The organism is Yersinia sp. 2541 StPb PI (assembly GCF_052217145.1).
GTDB classification, from domain to species: domain Bacteria; phylum Pseudomonadota; class Gammaproteobacteria; order Enterobacterales; family Enterobacteriaceae; genus Yersinia; species Yersinia enterocolitica_E.
Map to the genome: position 1 here is coordinate 3,674,892 of NZ_JAZGQB010000001.1, position 19,496 is coordinate 3,694,387.

The window sequence follows — 19,496 nt, forward strand, 5'->3', positions numbered from 1 at the left end:
ACCTTTGGTGTTGTAAGGTTAAGCCTCACGGATCATTAGTACTGGTTAGCTCAATGCATCGCTGCACTTACACACCCAGCCTATCAACGTCATAGTCTTTAACGTTCCTTCAGGGGGCTTAAAGCCCCAGGGAAGACTCATCTCGAGGCAAGTTTCCCGCTTAGATGCTTTCAGCGGTTATCTCTTCCGAATTTAGCTACCGGGCAATGCCATTGGCATGACAACCCGAACACCAGTGATTCGTCCACTCCGGTCCTCTCGTACTAGGAGCAGCCCCTCTCAATCTTCCAACGCCCACGGCAGATAGGGACCGAACTGTCTCACGACGTTCTAAACCCAGCTCGCGTACCACTTTAAATGGCGAACAGCCATACCCTTGGGACCTACTTCAGCCCCAGGATGTGATGAGCCGACATCGAGGTGCCAAACACCGCCGTCGATATGAACTCTTGGGCGGTATCAGCCTGTTATCCCCGGAGTACCTTTTATCCGTTGAGCGATGGCCCTTCCATTCAGAACCACCGGATCACTAAGACCTACTTTCGTACCTGCTCGAGCCGTCACTCTCGCAGTCAAGCTAGCTTATGCCTTTGCACTAACCTCACGATGTCCGACCGTGATTAGCTAACCTTCGTGCTCCTCCGTTACTCTTTGGGAGGAGACCGCCCCAGTCAAACTACCCACCAGACACTGTCCTCACCCCGGATCACGGGGCCGAGTTAGAACATCAAACATTAAAGGGTGGTATTTCAAGGTTGGCTCCATGCAGACTGGCGTCCACACTTCAATGCCTCCCACCTATCCTACACATCAAGGCTCAATGTTCAGTGTCAAGCTATAGTAAAGGTTCACGGGGTCTTTCCGTCTTGCCGCGGGTACACTGCATCTTCACAGCGAGTTCAATTTCACTGAGTCTCGGGTGGAGACAGCCTGGCCATCATTACGCCATTCGTGCAGGTCGGAACTTACCCGACAAGGAATTTCGCTACCTTAGGACCGTTATAGTTACGGCCGCCGTTTACTGGGGCTTCGATCAAGAGCTTCGCCTTGCGGCTGACCCCATCAATTAACCTTCCAGCACCGGGCAGGCGTCACACCGTATACGTCCACTTTCGTGTTTGCACAGTGCTGTGTTTTTATTAAACAGTTGCAGCCAGCTGGTATCTGCGACTGGCTTCGGCGCCGAGAGCAAGTCTCTTTACCTAATGCCAGCGTGCCTTCTCCCGAAGTTACGGCACCATTTTGCCTAGTTCCTTCACCCGAGTTCTCTCAAGCGCCTGAGTATTCTCTACCTGACCACCTGTGTCGGTTTGGGGTACGATTTAATGTTACCTGATGCTTAGAGGCTTTTCCTGGAAGCTTGGCATCAACTACTTCACCACCGTAGTGGCTCGTCATCACACCTCAGCGTTGATAAGCAACCGGATTTACCAAGTCGCTCCGCCTACATGCTTAAACCGGGACAACCGTCGCCCGGCTAGCCTAGCCTTCTCCGTCCCCCCTTCGCAGTAACACCAAGTACAGGAATATTAACCTGTTTCCCATCGACTACGCTTTTCAGCCTCGCCTTAGGGGTCGACTCACCCTGCCCCGATTAACGTTGGACAGGAACCCTTGGTCTTCCGGCGTGCGGGTTTTTCACCCGCATTATCGTTACTTATGTCAGCATTCGCACTTCTGATACCTCCAGCAACCCTCACAGGTCACCTTCAACGGCTTACAGAACGCTCCCCTACCCAACAACACCTAAGTGTCGCTGCCGCAGCTTCGGTGCATGGTTTAGCCCCGTTACATCTTCCGCGCAGGCCGACTCGACCAGTGAGCTATTACGCTTTCTTTAAATGATGGCTGCTTCTAAGCCAACATCCTGGCTGTCTATGCCTTCCCACATCGTTTCCCACTTAACCATGACTTTGGGACCTTAGCTGGCGGTCTGGGTTGTTTCCCTCTTCACGACGGACGTTAGCACCCGCCGTGTGTCTCCCGTGATAACATTCTTCGGTATTCGGAGTTTGCATCGGTTTGGTAAGTCGGGATGACCCCCTAGCCGAAACAGTGCTCTACCCCCGAAGATGAGTTCACGAGGCGCTACCTAAATAGCTTTCGGGGAGAACCAGCTATCTCCCGGTTTGATTGGCCTTTCACCCCCAGCCACAAGTCATCCGCTAATTTTTCAACATTAGTCGGTTCGGTCCTCCAGTTAGTGTTACCCAACCTTCAACCTGCCCATGGCTAGATCACCGGGTTTCGGGTCTATACCTTGCAACTAGACGCCCAGTTAAGACTCGGTTTCCCTACGGCTCCCCTATTCGGTTAACCTTGCTACAAAATATAAGTCGCTGACCCATTATACAAAAGGTACGCAGTCACCCAACAAAGTAGGCTCCCACTGCTTGTACGTACACGGTTTCAGGTTCTATTTCACTCCCCTCGCCGGGGTTCTTTTCGCCTTTCCCTCACGGTACTGGTTCACTATCGGTCAGTCAGGAGTATTTAGCCTTGGAGGATGGTCCCCCCATATTCAGACAGGATGTCACGTGTCCCGCCCTACTCATCGAGTTCACAGCAAGTGTGTTTTGGTGTACGGGACTATCACCCTGTACCGTGCGACTTTCCAGACGCTTCCACTAACACACAAACTGATTCAGACTCTGGGCTCTTCCCCGTTCGCTCGCCGCTACTGGGGGAATCTCGGTTGATTTCTTTTCCTCGGGGTACTTAGATGTTTCAGTTCCCCCGGTTCGCCTTGCATGGCTATGTATTCACCATGCAATAGTGCAACGAATTGCACTGGGTTTCCCCATTCGGGTATCGTCGGTTGTAACGCTTCATATCAGCTTACCGACGCTTTTCGCAGATTAGCACGCCCTTCATCGCCTCTGACTGCCTAGGCATCCACCGTGTACGCTTAGTCGCTTAACCTCACAACCCAAAGGTGTTTCTTCTGTTCAAGTCGGTTGCGCGTCGTGAATACAGCGTTGTGCGGTACTCGGAATGCTCATGAACATGAAGTTCACTCCGCTTCCTCCGTGCCGTACGCCTTGCCTTCACTTAGCTCACGCGACTCTCTTCATCAGAATGCACATTGGCATTGCGATTATTTGAGAGACTCTATTACAGGTTAATCCTTACCTCAGTAATTCTACGGAGAGATAAGTTTCAGCTGTATTGTTTCAATTTTCAGCTTGTTCCAGATTGTTAAAGAGCAATATTTCACAACACACTGTGCCTTACGACCGCAGTACGTTTTGAAATAGTTTTTTATATGGTGGAGCTAAGCGGGATCGAACCGCTGACCTCCTGCGTGCAAGGCAGGCGCTCTCCCAGCTGAGCTATAGCCCCATATAAAAAGCAAAATACCTTATCGGCATAACTCATTCTCAGACAAGGCGCAGTCACGCGACGTTTATGGGTATAAACGAGTGTGTCTGTAACGCACTATGAGGATGAGTTGGTGGGTCTGAGTGGACTTGAACCACCGACCTCACCCTTATCAGGGGTGCGCTCTAACCACCTGAGCTACAGACCCAACAAGGTACTAAAGCCCGACTAATCTCTCAGTCCGGCCTTATTTGCTCGTTACTTTCTATCAGACAATCTGTGTGGACACTGCGCAATGCGTATCGTTAGGTAAGGAGGTGATCCAACCGCAGGTTCCCCTACGGTTACCTTGTTACGACTTCACCCCAGTCATGAATCACAAAGTGGTAAGCGCCCTCCCGAAGGTTAAGCTACCTACTTCTTTTGCAACCCACTCCCATGGTGTGACGGGCGGTGTGTACAAGGCCCGGGAACGTATTCACCGTAGCATTCTGATCTACGATTACTAGCGATTCCGACTTCATGGAGTCGAGTTGCAGACTCCAATCCGGACTACGACAGACTTTATGTGGTCCGCTTGCTCTCGCGAGTTCGCTTCACTTTGTATCTGCCATTGTAGCACGTGTGTAGCCCTACTCGTAAGGGCCATGATGACTTGACGTCATCCCCACCTTCCTCCGGTTTATCACCGGCAGTCTCCCTTGAGTTCCCACCATTACGTGCTGGCAACAAAGGATAAGGGTTGCGCTCGTTGCGGGACTTAACCCAACATTTCACAACACGAGCTGACGACAGCCATGCAGCACCTGTCTCACAGTTCCCGAAGGCACCGAAGCATCTCTGCTAAGTTCTGTGGATGTCAAGAGTAGGTAAGGTTCTTCGCGTTGCATCGAATTAAACCACATGCTCCACCGCTTGTGCGGGCCCCCGTCAATTCATTTGAGTTTTAACCTTGCGGCCGTACTCCCCAGGCGGTCGACTTAACGCGTTAGCTCCGGAAGCCACGCCTCAAGGGCACAACCTCCAAGTCGACATCGTTTACAGCGTGGACTACCAGGGTATCTAATCCTGTTTGCTCCCCACGCTTTCGCACCTGAGCGTCAGTCTTTGTCCAGGGGGCCGCCTTCGCCACCGGTATTCCTCCAGATCTCTACGCATTTCACCGCTACACCTGGAATTCTACCCCCCTCTACAAGACTCTAGCTTGCCAGTTTCAAATGCAGTTCCCACGTTAAGCGCGGGGATTTCACATCTGACTTAACAAACCGCCTGCGTGCGCTTTACGCCCAGTAATTCCGATTAACGCTTGCACCCTCCGTATTACCGCGGCTGCTGGCACGGAGTTAGCCGGTGCTTCTTCTGCGAGTAACGTCAATCAACCGTGCTATTAACACGATTGCCTTCCTCCTCGCTGAAAGTGCTTTACAACCCGAAGGCCTTCTTCACACACGCGGCATGGCTGCATCAGGCTTGCGCCCATTGTGCAATATTCCCCACTGCTGCCTCCCGTAGGAGTCTGGACCGTGTCTCAGTTCCAGTGTGGCTGGTCATCCTCTCAGACCAGCTAGGGATCGTCGCCTAGGTGAGCCATTACCCCACCTACTAGCTAATCCCATCTGGGCACATCCGATGGCGTGAGGCCCTAAGGTCCCCCACTTTGCTCTTGCGAGGTCATGCGGTATTAGCTACCGTTTCCAGTAGTTATCCCCCTCCATCAGGCAGTTTCCCAGACATTACTCACCCGTCCGCCGCTCGCCGGCAAAGTAGTAAACTACTTCCCGCTGCCGCTCGACTTGCATGTGTTAGGCCTGCCGCCAGCGTTCAATCTGAGCCATGATCAAACTCTTCAATTTAAGATTTGTTTGATTTGCTGCTAATAAAAGCAGCGATGCTCAAAGATTACTTTCTGCAAATATGCATTCGAACCGAAGTTCAAATGTGTACTGCTTTGGTCACTCTTCAAGACTTTGATATTTCTTCTGCCTGTCGAAACAGGCTTCGATATCGTCTTGCGAGTGCCCACACAGATTGTCTGATAAATTGTTAAAGAGCGTTCGTTACCTGTTTGCCTTTCAGCGAATCTTACGGTAACGCGGGAGGCAGATAATACGCTTTCCCGCTGAAGAGTCAAGAGTTTCTTTGGTTTCTTTCGAAGTCAAAATCATTCTTTTCGCTTCCTGACCCGGCGAAGTATGTTTCGTTGTTCCCGGTCAGTGGAGGCGCATTATAGGGAGTTCCTGACAGCCTGCAACCCCTAATTTGAAAAAACTTTTCAACCGCTCATTAATACGGCAAAAATCGCAAATATGGCGAAAAAGAAAACAAAAAGGGGGCGATTTCTCGCCCCCTTGAGGATTAACGATTACTGTCTGGCAATGATATGCCCGTTTTCCACATCTAAAGTAACAGGTACTCCCGGGATTAATTTGCCGGAAAGTATCTGCTGCGCCAGCGGGTTCTCGATTTCCTGCTGAATCGCGCGTTTCAATGGCCGTGCACCATAAACAGGATCAAAGCCGGTTTCCCCCAGGAACTCCAACGCAGGTTGAGTAATGGTAACCTGATAGCCACGCTCTTCCAGACGTTTATACAGCCGCTCCAGTTGAATACTGGCAATTGAGGCCAGATGTGCTCGACCAAGCGGATGGAAGACAACCACCTCATCTATACGGTTAATAAATTCAGGACGGAAGTGATGGCTAACAACCTCCATCACCATATTCTTCATTTCGGTATAACTTCTTTCACCGAAACGTTCCTGAATCAAATCTGAACCGAGGTTAGAGGTCATGATGACAACAGTGTTACGGAAATCAACCGTTCTCCCCTGCCCGTCAGTCAAGCGACCATCATCCAATACCTGCAACAAGATGTTGAACACATCAGGATGTGCTTTTTCCACTTCATCTAACAAGATTACAGAATAAGGACGACGGCGCACCGCTTCCGTCAGATAACCACCTTCCTCATAGCCAACGTAGCCCGGAGGTGCACCAACCAGCCGAGATACGGAGTGTTTCTCCATAAACTCTGACATATCAATACGCACCATGGCATCGTCGCTGTCGAACAAGAACGTGGCCAATGCTTTACATAATTCAGTTTTACCTACACCCGTCGGGCCTAAGAATAAGAAGGAACCAATTGGCCGGTTCGGATCTGATAACCCAGCACGACTACGGCGGATAGCATTGGATACTGCTTCGACTGCTTCATCCTGACCAATGACACGTTTATGCAGGTCTTGTTCCATGCGCAGCAGTTTATCGCGTTCACTTTCCAGCATGCGTGATACCGGAATACCCGTCCAGCGCGCCAGGACATCAGCAATCTCAACCTCAGTGACACGATTGCGCAGCAACTTCATGGTTTTCCCTTCCAGCGCATTGGCTGCCGCTAGCTGTTTTTCCAACTCAGGGATTTTACCGTACTGAAGTTCTGACATCCGAGCCAAGTCACCCACACGTCGAGCCTGTTCTAAGGTAATTTTGGCCTGTTCCAACTCAGTCTTAATATTCTGAGTCCCAGTCAGTGAGGCTTTTTCAGCTTTCCACTCTTCTTCCAGCTCAGAATACTCACGCTCTTTCTGCTCTAATTCGGTATTGAGCATTTCCAGCCGTTTTTTACTGGCGTCATCGGATTCTTTGTTCAGCGCTTGCTGTTCCAGTTTCAATTGGATAATTCGGCGCTCCAGCCGATCCAATGATTCTGGTTTTGAATCCATTTGCATACGGATACTGGAACCGGCTTCATCGATCAGGTCAATGGCTTTATCCGGTAACTGGCGATCCGAAATATAACGGTGCGACAGTGTTGCCGCGGCAACAATTGCCGGGTCGGTGATCTGCACATGGTGATGCAGTTCATATCGCTCTTTCAGCCCGCGCAAAATGGCAATGGTGTCTTCGACTGTCGGTTCCGCAACATAGACTTTCTGGAAACGCCGCTCCAGCGCCGCATCCTTCTCTATATACTGGCGATATTCGTCCAGGGTGGTCGCACCGACGCAATGCAGTTCACCGCGCGCTAACGCAGGTTTCAGCATGTTACCAGCATCCATCGCCCCATCGCCTTTCCCAGCGCCAACCATGGTATGCAATTCATCAATAAACAAGATCACACTACCTTCTTGTTTTGATAAATCGTTCAACACGCCTTTTAGACGCTCTTCAAATTCACCACGATACTTAGCACCGGCAATCAGTGAGCCCATATCTAATGACAGCACACGTTTATGTTTCAGGCCTTCAGGCACTTCGCCATTGACGATACGTTGTGCCAACCCTTCCACGATGGCGGTTTTACCGACACCGGGTTCACCAATTAATACCGGGTTGTTTTTGGTACGACGTTGTAACACCTGAATAGTACGGCGAATCTCTTCATCACGGCCAATCACCGGATCAAGTTTCCCCTGCTCTGCACGCTCAGTCAGGTCGATAGTGAATTTTTTCAACGCCTGACGCTGATCTTCGGCGCCTGGATCATCGACTTTGTCACCACCACGCATATTTTCAATTGCCTTATCTATTTTATCAGTTGTTGCACCGGCAGCCTTTAACATGTCAGTTAAGGTGCCGCGGTCTTCAAGCACTGCCAACACGAACAGTTCTGAAGAGATAAACTTATCTGCACGCTTTTGCGCTAACTTGTCACAAAGATTCAATACACGTACCAGCTCGTTTGATGGTTGAACATCACCGCCGGTACCTTCAACTTGTGGAAGACGACCTAAAGCCTGCTCAATGTCGCTGCGCAAACTGGCAACATTAATACCCGCCGAGGTCAACAATGGGCGAACCGTCCCCCCATCCTGATTAAGCAGTGCGCTCATCAAATGTAACGGTTCAATAAACTGGTTGTCGCGCCCAAGCGCTAAAGACTGGGCATCGGCGAGGGCAAGCTGGAATTTGCTAGTAAGACGATCCAGACGCATAACACCTCCGATATTGGTCAAAATTGCTACTGGAGATTAGATGAGGTCATCCCTCAAATTTTCAAGGTTATTTCGACACTATATTTAAAGTAATTCGTTATGCGTCAGCGGATCGTCCTAATTCAGTAGGTTATATCAGCCAGACTAAACTTGCCATACGTCCAGTGATTCCATCGCGCCGATAAGAGAAAAATTGCTGTTTTTCACTCACAGTACAGCGATTACCGCCATAAATAGCGTGAATACCTGCAGCCTGTAGCCGCAAATGAGCCAATAGATAGATGTCAGCGAGATATTTAATGCCTGAGGGAACAAAAGCAGAGGCGGATGCTGGGTCGATATTGATAAAGGCCTGTTTCACCTCTTCACCCACTTCGAACTGCTGTGGGCCAATGGCTGGGCCTAACCAGGCAATAATAGAAGCAGGGGCCGCGTTGAACTGCGCCAGCGTCTGTTCAAGGACGCCAGCACATAAACCACGCCAACCAGCATGTGCGGCCGCAACTTCATCGCCTGCTAATGAACAAAACAGGACCGGTAGGCAATCTGCGGTCATTACGGCACAAACTTGCCCGGCAACCCGGCTATAAGCCGCGTCAGCCTGTACATCAGCTACCGCCTTACCATCCAGATGCAGGACACGAGTACCATGCACCTGCTCCAACCAAACAGGCATTTGCGGCAAGCCAGCCAGTTCAACTAATCGCTGGCGATTAGCTGTCACACTGGCTGCAACATCACCAACATGGGTACCAAGGTTTAATGAATCATAAGGCGATTCGCTGATACCACCGTGACGGGTGGTGCTACATGCCTTAACACCGGCAGGCATCGGCCAGTCTGGAAGTATCAGTTGGGGACTCATTACCAATCCATCTGGTCTTTGAATTCTTCAGTATCAGCCTTCAGCGCATTTATCAGCTCAACCATATCTTCTGGTAATGCTGCATGCCATTCCATTTGGATACCACTGATAGGGTGATACAAACGCAGCATGGTTGCATGCAATGCCTGACGATCAAAACCACGCAGAATGGAAATAAAGGAATCAGAGGCGCCTCTAGGTGGGCGCGGACGGCCACCATAAAACTGATCACCCACCAGTGGATGGTTAATATGAGACATATGCACGCGGATCTGATGGGTACGGCCCGTTTCTAAACGCAAACGCAGGCGGGTATGGGCGCGGAAATGCTCCATAATCCGGTAATGGGTAGTTGCTGGTTTACCCATTGGGTGCACAGCCATGTGAGTACGCTTGGTGGAATGACGAGAAATTGGCTCATCGACCCGACCGCCCGCAGTCATATTGCCAATGGCTACGGCTTCATATTCACGGGTAATTTCACGCGCTTGCAGTGCTTCAACCAAACGCGTTTGTGCCGGAACCGTTTTTGCTACTACCATCAAACCAGTAGTATCTTTATCCAGGCGATGAACGATACCCGCGCGCGGGACATCCATGATTTCAGGATAATAATAGAGCAGCGCATTCAGAACCGTACCATCTGGGTTGCCGGCTCCGGGATGCACAACTAAACCACGGGGTTTATTAATGACCAAAATATCGTTATCTTCATAGACGATATCCAGTGGGATGTCTTGAGGCGCCCAGCGGGCATCTTCCTCAATTTGCGCGTCAATGGCGACGAGCTCACCACCCAACACTTTTTCTTTAGGCTTATTAATTGTTTTACCGTCGACTGTAACCCTGTCTTCCAAAATCCACTCTTTTATGCGAGATCTTGAATAATCAGGGAACAATTCGGCCAAAGCCTGATCTAACCGTTGACCGAGTTGAGATTCGGCCACCGTTGCGCTGAGTTGTACTTGTTGTGCCATATGCAGCTTCTTGTTCGTTAACGTTGGGTTTTGACGGCGATGCCGTTTAATATAATGTGCTATTGTATCTAGATCTTTGTCGGGAGCTTAACGGACAGTCTCCCGGAATAACACTTCGAGGATAATCAAAACGTCATGACGCGTATGAAATATCTGGTGGCTGCCGCCACGTTGAGCCTGGTGCTGACCGGTTGCTCCAGTAACAAGGACGTGGTTCCCGATAACCCGCCTTCTGAGCTCTATGCTACCGCTCAGCAAAAACTGCAGGACGGTAACTTTAAGGGAGCTATTACGCAACTAGAAGCGTTAGATAACCGCTATCCTTTCGGGCCTTACTCCCAACAAGTTCAGCTTGATTTGATTTATGCGTATTATAAATCTGCTGATCTGCCGTTGGCGCAAGCCTCAATCGATCGCTTTATGCGCCTCAATCCAACACATCCTAACATCGATTACGTATTATATATGCGTGGTTTGACTGACATGGCTCTGGATGACAGCGCATTGCAAGGTTTCTTCGGGATTGATCGTTCAGACCGCGACCCGCAACATGCCAAGGCCGCATTCCGCGATTTTAACCAGTTGATTCAAAACTATCCGAACAGCCAGTACGCAACTGATGCGCAAAAACGCCTGACGTTCTTGAAAAATCGTCTGGCCAAGCATGAACTGGCCGTGGCGCAATATTACACTAAACGAGGCGCTTACGTCGCGGTAGTTAACCGTGTAGAACAAATGTTGAGAGATTATCCTGATACTCAAGCAACCCGTGATGCGTTGCCATTGATGGAAAATGCTTATAAACAACTGCAACTCAATGCCGAGGCAGACAAAGTTGCCAAGATAATTGCAGCGAACCCAGCCTGATATTGTCTGGCTCGATAAAATAACAAACGGCAGCCTAGGCTGCCGTTTTCAATTCTTGCCTTACGGCAGATGTTCACTTTACTGGTGTAGGCCGAGAAAACTCACTGCATCAGACTATCGCGCTAATATGCTATCTAAAACAGAAAAATAACGCCGTTTTTAACTGAATGCAGGCAATATAACTTATCAATAATGCGGCATTATAATCAATGATTCAAGCCCCCAGCCGCTATTCCTGACGTTGAATCACAGTTCCCATGACCTTTGCAAAAAGTGACAAAAAAAAGTGACCTTGATCATACATTTTGTGAGAAAGAGAGGTATGCTGAAGTTATCCAAGACGGAGCAGACAGAGAGGTAAGTCATATGACAGTCAACATTACCAGTAAGCAAATGGATATTACCCCAGCAATTCGCAAGCATGTTGAAGACCGTCTCACCAAACTGGATAAATGGCAGGCCCAGTTAATAAACCCGCACATCGTACTGTCTAAAGGTCCACAAGGATTTGTTGCCGATGCAACTATCAGTACACCAATGGGGCCATTGGTTGCCAGTGCCAAACATGATGATATGTATGCTGCAATTAATGAGCTTATCACCAAACTAGAACGCCAATTAAATAAAGTGCAGCACAAAGGTGAAGCTCGCCGCGCAGCAAGTAGTGTTAAAGAAGCTAATCTGGAATCAGTAGATGTAGAGGAAGAAGAGTCCGAGCAAGAACAATAGCCGGAGCCATCCATCTCATTTCGGATCTAACGCGCCTTTGGGCGCGTTTTTTATTGACAGCAATTCAGGCTGGCGGTTAATTTAGAGTCTGATCAGTTTTAAGAACTGACTTTCTTTACTTTTTTTTTCGTGGCAACACACTTACGAGTAAAACAGGTAACCAGTAACGATGATCAATAAAGTGTTTTTCTTCGCATTCTTTTTTACCTTCCCCTGATTGGGAGGCGTTTCGTCGTGTGATAAAGAATGCGAAGACGAACAACAAAGCCTCCCAAGCGGGAGGCTTTTTTTATGTGTATATCCTCGTCATACTTCAAGCTGCATGTGCATTGGCTACCTTCCTGCTGCTCGAATTATTTAGGGTATAATCATTCAGAAAAATAAGGCAAATCCCTATGACCGATAATCCATTACTGGTGCTACGTGAACGCATCAGCGCACTAGACTTAAAACTGCTCGCCTTGCTGGCAGAGCGGCGTGAATTAGCAGTGGATGTCGCTAAAGCTAAGCAGCTCCATCATCGTCCTATTCGCGATAAAGAGCGTGAACGTGACTTACTGGATGCCTTGATAACTGCCGCTAAGCCCTATGACCTCGACGGATTCTATGTCACTCGTCTGTTCCAACTTATTATCGAAGACTCGGTCTTAACTCAGCAGGCACTGTTACAACATCAGCTTAATCAAACCGCCCTGCATTCTGCCCGTATCGCTTTCCTGGGCCCAAAAGGCTCTTATTCACATCTGGCTGCACGTCAATATGCCGCTCGTCATTTTGAGCAACTGATTGAATGTGGTTGTCAGAAATTCCAAGATATTTTCACTCAGGTAGAAACCGGGCAAGCGGATTACGCCGTCTTACCGATAGAGAACACCAGTTCCGGCTCTATTAACGACGTTTATGATTTGCTGCAACACACCAGTTTGTTCATCGTAGGGGAAATAACCAACCCTATTGACCACTGTGTTCTGGTTGCAACTGAAACTGACCTGAGCAAAATCGAAACCGTATACAGTCACCCACAACCTTTCCAGCAGTGCAGCCAGTTCATTAATCGTTTCCCTCATTGGAAAATTGAGTATTGCGAAAGCACTGCTGCGGCGATGGAAAAAGTGGCACAAATGAACTCGCCGACAGCCGCCGCTCTGGGTAGTGAAGCCGGTGGTGCACTGTATAATTTGCAGGTGCTGGAACATAATCTGGCGAATCAGCAACAAAATATCACTCGCTTCATTGTTCTTGCCCGTAAGTCCATTGAAGTTTCAGAGCAGATACCGGCCAAAACCACCTTAATTATGGCGACGGGTCAGCAATCAGGGGCACTGGTTGAAGCACTATTAGTGCTGCGAGACCACGGTATCATCATGACGAAACTGGAATCCCGCCCGATTAATGGCAATCCGTGGGAAGAGATGTTTTATATTGATGTGCAGGCTAATTTACGGTCCGATTCGATGCAAAAAGCGCTGGCAGACTTAGCACCTATTACCCGTTCATTGAAAATATTGGGTTGCTACCCAAGCGAGAACGTGATTCCGGTCAATCCAAGTTAACGCAGCTTTAGAGATTCACAACGCTTAGGATTTACAAGGCCCAAGGATGGGCCGAGTAACAAGTGCAACCAATGACGGGTATGATTATAGCCGGCTATCGTTCGCCTGACGCAGCAATGAACGGCTCTCCACCAGAAAACGCTCTGCATAATCGCCAAACCAGTGCTCAACTTTCTGAAAACTTTGGACAAAGGCTTGTTTATCACTCTGCTCGAGCAAAGTAATCGCTTCACCAAAGCGTTTGTAATAACGTTTAATTAGCGCCAGATTATCTTCCGAAGACATAATAATATCGGCATAAAGCTGTGGGTCTTGCGCAAACAACCGCCCAACCATCGCCAGTTCCAGACGATAAATCGGTGAAGACAGTGCCAACAATTGCTCTAGCTGCACGTTTTCCTCAGCCAGATGTAGCCCATAGGCAAAGGTCGCAAAATGCCGTAATGCCTGAATAAATGCCATATTCTGATCATGTTCGACAGCGCTGATGCGGTGTAATCTTGCCCCCCATACCTGTAACTGCTCCAACAGCCACTGGTATGCTTGCGGGTCGCGACCATCACAATACACCACCACTTGCTTCGCCAGACTCCCCACATCAGGGCCAAACATCGGATGCAGGCCCACAACCGGCCCTTCATGAGCAGCCAGCATGGCTTGCAGCGGCTTGTTTTTCACCGAAGCGAGATCCAATAAAATGCAATCTGGCGGTAATTTTGGCAATCGCCCAATCACTTCTTCAGTGATATGGATGGGTACACTAACAATCACCATACCAGCATCCGCCAGAATGGACTCAGCCTGTGGCCAGTCCTCTTGCTCCAGTGTTTTCACCTGGTAACCAGACAAGCCCAGCATGCGGCTAAATAAACGCCCCATCTGCCCTTGCCCACCGATAATGACTACGGGCCGCAATTGTGGGCACAAGGTTTTAAAACCTTTGTCATTCTCGCTGGTATAAGACTCTCGCATTATCCGACGCAATACGTCTTCAATCAAATCCGGCGGTACACCTAAAGCCTCAGCTTCCTGTCGGCGTGAGGCCAACATCAAAGCCTCACGATCTGGAACATAAATAGGTAAACCATAACGGCTTTTAACTTCACCTACTTCTGCCACTAAATGCAGGCGTTTAGCCAGCAAGTCCAACAGGGCTTTATCGACTTCATCAATTTGATCGCGTAAAGCGGTCAGTTCAGCCACCATACTTACTCTTCCTCTACAGTCCGTGCCGCCAGCACTGAACGCAATTCTTGATGCATGCCACGTAACAAGGTTTCGGTGCTTTCCCAGTTAATACAGGCATCGGTCACTGAAACCCCGTAGTGCATAGCAGTACGGGGTTGTTCAGATGACTGATTCCCTTCGTGGATGTGGCTTTCCAACATCACACCGGTGATAGAACGATTACCCGCCTTGATCTGTTCAACCACAGATTCAGCGACGGCAGTCTGGCGACGGTAGTCTTTATTCGAATTACCATGACTGCAATCTATCATTAAGGATGGAGTGAGTCCCGCATCCTGCATCTGTTTTTCACACTGAGCGACATCTTGTGCACTGTAGTTAGGGGTTTTGCCACCACGTAAAATCACATGACCGTGTGGATTGCCCTGGGTTTGCAACAAACAAACCTGACCGGATTGGTTAATTCCCATAAAGCGATGTGGCATAGCCGCAGCACGCATTGCATTGATTGCGGTGCCCAAACTGCCATCAGTACCATTCTTGAATCCAACTGGCATGGATAAACCAGATGCCATTTCACGGTGAGTTTGTGATTCAGTGGTACGCGCACCAATTGCTGACCAACTGAACAAATCACCCAGGTATTGCGGGCTATTCGGATCCAGTGCCTCAGTTGCCAACGGCAACCCCATACCCACTAAATCCAGCAGTAATCGACGGGCAATATGTAAGCCAGCTTCCACATCGAAAGAGCCATCCATTGCCGGGTCGTTGATAAGGCCTTTCCAACCGACAGTAGTTCTTGGTTTTTCAAAATAGACACGCATAACGATATATAAGCTATCACTCAACTCCGCAGAGAGTGTTTTCAAACGACGCGCATAATCCAGAGCAGCATCCACATCGTGGATCGAACATGGGCCACAAACGACTAATAAACGTGGATCTCGTCCTTGAACAATGTCAGCAATGGTTTTGCGAGCGGATTCAATCGCATACTGATCATTGTCGCTCAAAGGAAACTGGTTTTTCAGTTCTTCCGGGGTTATCAGTATTTGTTCAGCACTGATATGGACATTATTGAGCGCATCTTTTTGCATGATCATATTCTTTACCCTATCTCTGTTTAGCGGATGTCGTTTAGCGTATTTATCGTTTGATGGGGTACACAATACCATGACGTGTAAAGTTTTCAATCCATATGTGTAAATAAATAATTACCACACTTTTACCGCCCTATTTCTGTCCGACTTTTGCGGTAAGTCGCAGTTTCCGCAGATGGTCCCAACCTCCCTCGGAGGCCATGATAGAATGCGGAAAATTTGTGGAGGCTGTATGTTAAGAGTCATCATCGTCGACGATGAGCAACCTGCGCGTGAAGATTTACGCGAAAGACTAAGTGAAGAACACGATATTGAGATCGTCGCCGAATGCAGTAATGCACTGGAAGCAATCCCTGCAATCCAGCGCTTACAGCCCGACGTGGTGTTTCTCGACATCCAAATGCCAAGAATTAATGGCCTGGAATTGGCATCAATGTTGAATCCAGAAAACATGCCACACATCGTGTTTGTTACCGCTTACGATGAATATGCTATCCGTGCATTTGAAGAGCACGCCTTTGACTATCTGTTAAAACCACTCGATTATCAACGGCTGGCAAAAACGCTAATACGCTTAAGACGCGGCCTTACCGTAAATAATAATTTACATAAAATCACTGAACCCATGCTGCGGCATATCCCCTGTTCCGGTCATAACCGTATTTTTTTGCTGAAAATTGAAGAAGTAGAATATCTAAGCTCTGAGCTTAGCGGGGTGCATGTCGTCGGGACAGTGCAATCAGGCTATACCCAGTTGTCACTCAAAACACTCGAAGAAAAAACACCATTTATCCGCTGCCACCGTCAATATATGGTGAATACTGAACAACTGGGAGAAATTCAACTGATGGATAACGGCTCAGCCGAAGTGATTACCCGTAGCGGTAGGCATATCCCGGTGAGTCGCCGCTACTTAAAATCACTGAAGGAGAAATTAGGTATTAGTTGAGAGATGTGGCAGTTAAAAATCACAGAAAATTCCCCGACCGATTGTACGCTTTATCAATGCATGCCAATCATTAACAGCATGGCGGTGCCAACGCAAAAGGAAAACCGCCCTCAAGTTATGATCCAATTGATAATATTAATGTGTTAAAACGGGAAATAATAAGTGTTATTAGAAAATTAACACATTAATTGAATACAATATTTATACATTATTTTCACAATCAGACCATATATCCCATAATTCCCTCCTCACGCCACTTTAATTAATTAGAAAAGTCTGGGCTGATATAAAAATAGAGGCAGATCTCAGATTTAATTAATTACATAACTAAACAATACTCCCTTGATATTAGCCAAGTTTTAATCAATACAATCTGTGCTCTGATAGAGAAAGTCGAGTAAGAGCCATGCTCATTGCTTAAAACCAGCAAATACCTAACCGAATTTCATTCATGTTGGAAGCAAGGGAACGTTATGATAACACTACAATTTATAATTATAATTATATGTCTACTACTGGGGACACGCTACGGAGGTATGGGGCTGGGGTTAATAAGTGGTATCGGCTTATTTATTCTAACCTTTATCTTTGGGCTTGAACCAGGGAAACCACCAGTAGATGTCATGCTCACCATATTAGCTGTTATTGGTTGTGCATCTGTATTACAAACTGCCGGTGGATTAAATGTAATGATGCAATTTGCCGAGCGCTTATTACGTCGGCACCCTCAGCATATTACGCTACTAGCTCCATTTACAACCTGGTCATTAACCTTTTTATGTGGCACCGGGCACGTTGTTTATACCATGTTCCCGATTATTTCTGATATTGCCATTAAGAAAGGTATTCGCCCGGAACGACCAATGGCTGTTGCATCCGTTGCTTCACAAATGGCTATTACCGCCTCACCCGTATCGGTAGCTGTCGTATCATTAGTATCAATTATTGGTGCCAACCACGGTATCGGCCATGCTTACAGCATTCTGGAGATTCTGGCCGTATCAGTCCCAGCCTCTTTAGTTGGGGTACTAATGGCAGCCTTGTGGAGTCTGCGTCGTGGTAAAGACCTGGATAAAGACCCTGATTTTCAAGAGAGAATTAAAGATCCAGAGCAACGCTCCTTTATCTATGGTTCAACAGATACATTATTGAATCAGGTTTTCCCGAAACAAGCCTACTGGTCTACCTGGATATTCTTCGCAGCTATCGCAATAGTGGTATTACTGGGCGCTTTTGCTGATCTGCGACCAGCCTTTGAAGTTAAGGGCAAATTGCAGTCACTGTCAATGAACCTGGTTATTCAGATGATGATGCTGATAGCTGGTGCGGTTATATTGATGGGCTGTAAAGTTAAACCCAGTGATATCTCTAACGGTGCCGTATTTAAAGCTGGCATGGTTGCTATCTTCTCGGTATTCGGTGTTGCCTGGATGAGTGATACCTTCTTCCAAGCCCATATGGGTGATTTGAAACTGGTATTGGAAGATGTCGTGAAAAGTAAGCCTTGGACTTATGCCATTGTTCTGTTCTTGGTTTCCAAACTGGTAAACAGCCAAGCGGCAGCATTAGCCGCCATCGCACCAATGGGCCTGCAACTTGGTGTTGATCCTAAAATGTTGATTGCCTTCTTCCCTGCAGCTTATGGCTACTTTGTTCTGCCAACTTATCCAAGCGACCTTGCTTGCATCGGTTTTGACCGTTCAGGTACCACCAAGATTGGTAAATTTATCATTAACCATAGTTTTATCATCCCAGGTCTTATCGGTGTTATTAGCTCGTGTATCACCGGTTACCTACTGGTAACGACCTTTATGTAATTACTCGGTATACAGATGATATGCAAAGAGGCCAGTCCATTGTGAACTGGCCTCTTTAATTTTGTGGCATAAGAATTTCATGCTGTGAACAAAATATCTGTTTTTATTATTTTATTACTCACAGTAAAAAGTTGATACACTCTTTTTATTACATTTTAAGCATTAACTCATCGGAAAAACCTTCTTATTATAATTAATTATTCAATCCGAAATATCTTCTGATTTAGTTGGATCACAACTGCTACAATGCGGGCCGCAGCACAAAAATCATTTTTTTCACCATGGGCCTATTATGTTTTCTTTGCGTCATACCAGGGCGTTGCCGTTTTATCTCAGCGCAATCGCTTTATCCCTCATCAGCACTTCAGTTCTTGCTGATGGGACTGTTTTTACTGCCTTAGATGATCCAGCTACAGCCAAGAAGAGCTTTGATGGTACTGTCGAGGCTGGCTATACCGCACAATCAGGTAATACCACTAACTCAACGTTGACCGCTAACTCAACGTTAACCTGGTTCCAACCTAACACCGCCTATAGTTTGTGGGGAGCCGCACGTAATACCAGCGCTAACAATCAACGCTCTTCCGAACGTTACCAGCTAGGCGGGCGTACCCGCTATAATCTGACTGACAGTAACTACCTGTTCGGGCAAGCCAGTTGGCTGAATGATCGCTACAACGGTTTTGATTCCCGGTCGGTATTAACTACCGGTTATGGCCGCCAGATTATGACCACACCGTTGCACAACCTACGGGTGGAATTTGGTCCCGGTGTTCGCCACGATGAATTTTATGGTGGTGGTCGAGCCACTAAAGCATTGGCTTATGGCGGTGCGAACTATACCTATCAACTAACTGATAATACGGTGTTTAGCGAAGGGGTTTCCGCATTAGCGAACGAAGAAACTACACTGAACTCTGAAACTGCGTTAAATGTTGCCATCAATAAAAGTTTCGCACTGCGCCTGGCTTATGTTGTGACTTATAACACTAAGCCACCTGCCAGCGCGCCTAAAAATACTGATACCACAACATCAATAACTCTGGTTTACGGCCTGTAATCATCTATTAGTCTCTTTAGCGTGGTGTGATGCCACGCTAATTATCTCAGTTCGCCTTCCCCCACTTATCGCGCTGAAATCTCTGTCGTTTTTTTGTCATCATTGAAATAAAAAAAGGGGTCAGCCGATGG

Annotated in this window: 11 protein-coding genes, 2 tRNA genes, 2 rRNA genes and 1 other annotated feature; of the genes, 6 read left to right on the forward strand and 9 right to left on the reverse strand. The window is 47.9% G+C overall.

The window, feature by feature from the left end:
* Positions 1–14: 14 nt before the first annotated feature.
* The 7 genes from V1953_RS16545 to rluD form a co-directional block, all read right to left on the reverse strand.
* A 23S ribosomal RNA gene (locus V1953_RS16545) occupies positions 15–2,922 on the reverse strand.
* A gap of 344 nt (positions 2,923–3,266) precedes the next feature.
* Positions 3,267–3,342, reverse strand: a tRNA-Ala gene (locus V1953_RS16550).
* 110 nt (positions 3,343–3,452) lie between these two features.
* Positions 3,453–3,529 (reverse strand) — tRNA-Ile (locus V1953_RS16555).
* 102 nt (positions 3,530–3,631) lie between these two features.
* A 16S ribosomal RNA gene (locus V1953_RS16560) occupies positions 3,632–5,174 on the reverse strand.
* Together the 16S and 23S rRNA genes with 2 tRNA genes alongside form the textbook arrangement of a ribosomal RNA operon.
* Before the next feature lie 509 nt (positions 5,175–5,683).
* Positions 5,684–8,257 (reverse strand): ATP-dependent chaperone ClpB, encoded by a 2,574-nt coding sequence (clpB, locus tag V1953_RS16565; RefSeq protein WP_372558124.1) that lies wholly within the window; start codon positions 8,255–8,257, stop codon positions 5,684–5,686.
* Positions 8,258–8,387: 130 nt separating this feature from the next.
* Positions 8,388–9,122: a purine nucleoside phosphorylase YfiH gene (gene yfiH, locus V1953_RS16570; protein ID WP_442851138.1), complete on the reverse strand. Its 735-nt coding sequence runs from the start codon at positions 9,120–9,122 to the stop codon at positions 8,388–8,390.
* Positions 9,122–10,099, reverse strand: coding sequence for a 23S rRNA pseudouridine(1911/1915/1917) synthase RluD (rluD, locus tag V1953_RS16575; protein ID WP_083160215.1), 978 nt, complete (start codon positions 10,097–10,099; stop codon positions 9,122–9,124). Before rluD ends, yfiH begins: the two co-directional genes overlap by 1 nt.
* A 135-nt stretch (positions 10,100–10,234) precedes the next feature.
* On the opposite strand from rluD, the gene bamD reads away from it, so the two are divergent.
* The 3 genes from bamD to pheA all read left to right on the forward strand — a co-directional run bounded on the left by bamD (position 10,235) and on the right by pheA (position 13,248).
* Positions 10,235–10,966 carry an outer membrane protein assembly factor BamD gene (gene bamD / locus V1953_RS16580; protein ID WP_032905545.1) on the forward strand — a complete coding sequence of 244 codons (732 nt, stop codon included), beginning with the start codon at positions 10,235–10,237 and terminating at the stop codon, positions 10,964–10,966.
* 366 nt (positions 10,967–11,332) lie between these two features.
* Complete coding sequence (raiA, locus tag V1953_RS16585; RefSeq protein WP_083160217.1) at positions 11,333–11,695, forward strand: ribosome-associated translation inhibitor RaiA; 363 nt, start codon at positions 11,333–11,335, stop codon at positions 11,693–11,695.
* A gap of 168 nt (positions 11,696–11,863) precedes the next feature.
* Positions 11,864–11,988: a sequence feature (Phe leader region), on the forward strand.
* Between the two features lie 102 nt (positions 11,989–12,090).
* Complete coding sequence (gene pheA / locus V1953_RS16590) at positions 12,091–13,248, forward strand: bifunctional chorismate mutase/prephenate dehydratase (protein ID WP_083160219.1); 1,158 nt, start codon at positions 12,091–12,093, stop codon at positions 13,246–13,248.
* 84 nt (positions 13,249–13,332) lie between these two features.
* On the opposite strand, the gene tyrA is transcribed toward pheA, so the two are convergent.
* Positions 13,333–14,454 carry a bifunctional chorismate mutase/prephenate dehydrogenase gene (gene tyrA, locus V1953_RS16595; protein ID WP_083160221.1) on the reverse strand — a complete coding sequence of 374 codons (1,122 nt, stop codon included), beginning with the start codon at positions 14,452–14,454 and terminating at the stop codon, positions 13,333–13,335.
* A gap of 2 nt (positions 14,455–14,456) precedes the next feature.
* Positions 14,457–15,536: a 3-deoxy-7-phosphoheptulonate synthase gene (locus V1953_RS16600; protein WP_083160223.1), complete on the reverse strand. Its 1,080-nt coding sequence runs from the start codon at positions 15,534–15,536 to the stop codon at positions 14,457–14,459.
* A gap of 235 nt (positions 15,537–15,771) precedes the next feature.
* Between V1953_RS16600 and btsR the strand changes: the two genes are divergently transcribed.
* From btsR to V1953_RS16615, 3 genes are all read left to right on the forward strand, one after another.
* Positions 15,772–16,488, forward strand: a complete 717-nt coding sequence (gene btsR, locus V1953_RS16605) for a two-component system response regulator BtsR (protein ID WP_083160225.1) — start codon at positions 15,772–15,774, stop codon at positions 16,486–16,488.
* Positions 16,489–16,961: 473 nt separating this feature from the next.
* Positions 16,962–18,305 carry an anaerobic C4-dicarboxylate transporter gene (locus tag V1953_RS16610; protein WP_372558120.1) on the forward strand — a complete coding sequence of 448 codons (1,344 nt, stop codon included), beginning with the start codon at positions 16,962–16,964 and terminating at the stop codon, positions 18,303–18,305.
* A gap of 292 nt (positions 18,306–18,597) precedes the next feature.
* Positions 18,598–19,365, forward strand: a complete 768-nt coding sequence (locus V1953_RS16615; RefSeq protein WP_083160229.1) for a DUF481 domain-containing protein — start codon at positions 18,598–18,600, stop codon at positions 19,363–19,365.
* Positions 19,366–19,496: the final 131 nt, after the last annotated feature.

What these genes read in the sequence shown, in the direction of transcription:
- bamD (WP_032905545.1), top strand. Translation starts at nt 10,235, where the DNA reads ATGACGCGTATGAAATATCTGGTGGCTGCCGCCACGTTGAGCCTGGTG.
- btsR (WP_083160225.1), top strand. Translation starts at nt 15,772, where the DNA reads ATGTTAAGAGTCATCATCGTCGACGATGAGCAACCTGCGCGTGAAGAT.
- V1953_RS16615 (WP_083160229.1), top strand. Translation starts at nt 18,598, where the DNA reads ATGTTTTCTTTGCGTCATACCAGGGCGTTGCCGTTTTATCTCAGCGCA.
- V1953_RS16610 (WP_372558120.1), top strand. Translation starts at nt 16,962, where the DNA reads ATGATAACACTACAATTTATAATTATAATTATATGTCTACTACTGGGG.
- raiA (WP_083160217.1), top strand. Translation starts at nt 11,333, where the DNA reads ATGACAGTCAACATTACCAGTAAGCAAATGGATATTACCCCAGCAATT.
- yfiH (WP_442851138.1), bottom strand. Translation starts at nt 9,122, where the DNA reads ATGAGTCCCCAACTGATACTTCCAGACTGGCCGATGCCTGCCGGTGTT.
- tyrA (WP_083160221.1), bottom strand. Translation starts at nt 14,454, where the DNA reads ATGGTGGCTGAACTGACCGCTTTACGCGATCAAATTGATGAAGTCGAT.
- V1953_RS16600 (WP_083160223.1), bottom strand. Translation starts at nt 15,536, where the DNA reads ATGCAAAAAGATGCGCTCAATAATGTCCATATCAGTGCTGAACAAATA.
- rluD (WP_083160215.1), bottom strand. Translation starts at nt 10,099, where the DNA reads ATGGCACAACAAGTACAACTCAGCGCAACGGTGGCCGAATCTCAACTC.
- pheA (WP_083160219.1), top strand. Translation starts at nt 12,091, where the DNA reads ATGACCGATAATCCATTACTGGTGCTACGTGAACGCATCAGCGCACTA.
- clpB (WP_372558124.1), bottom strand. Translation starts at nt 8,257, where the DNA reads ATGCGTCTGGATCGTCTTACTAGCAAATTCCAGCTTGCCCTCGCCGAT.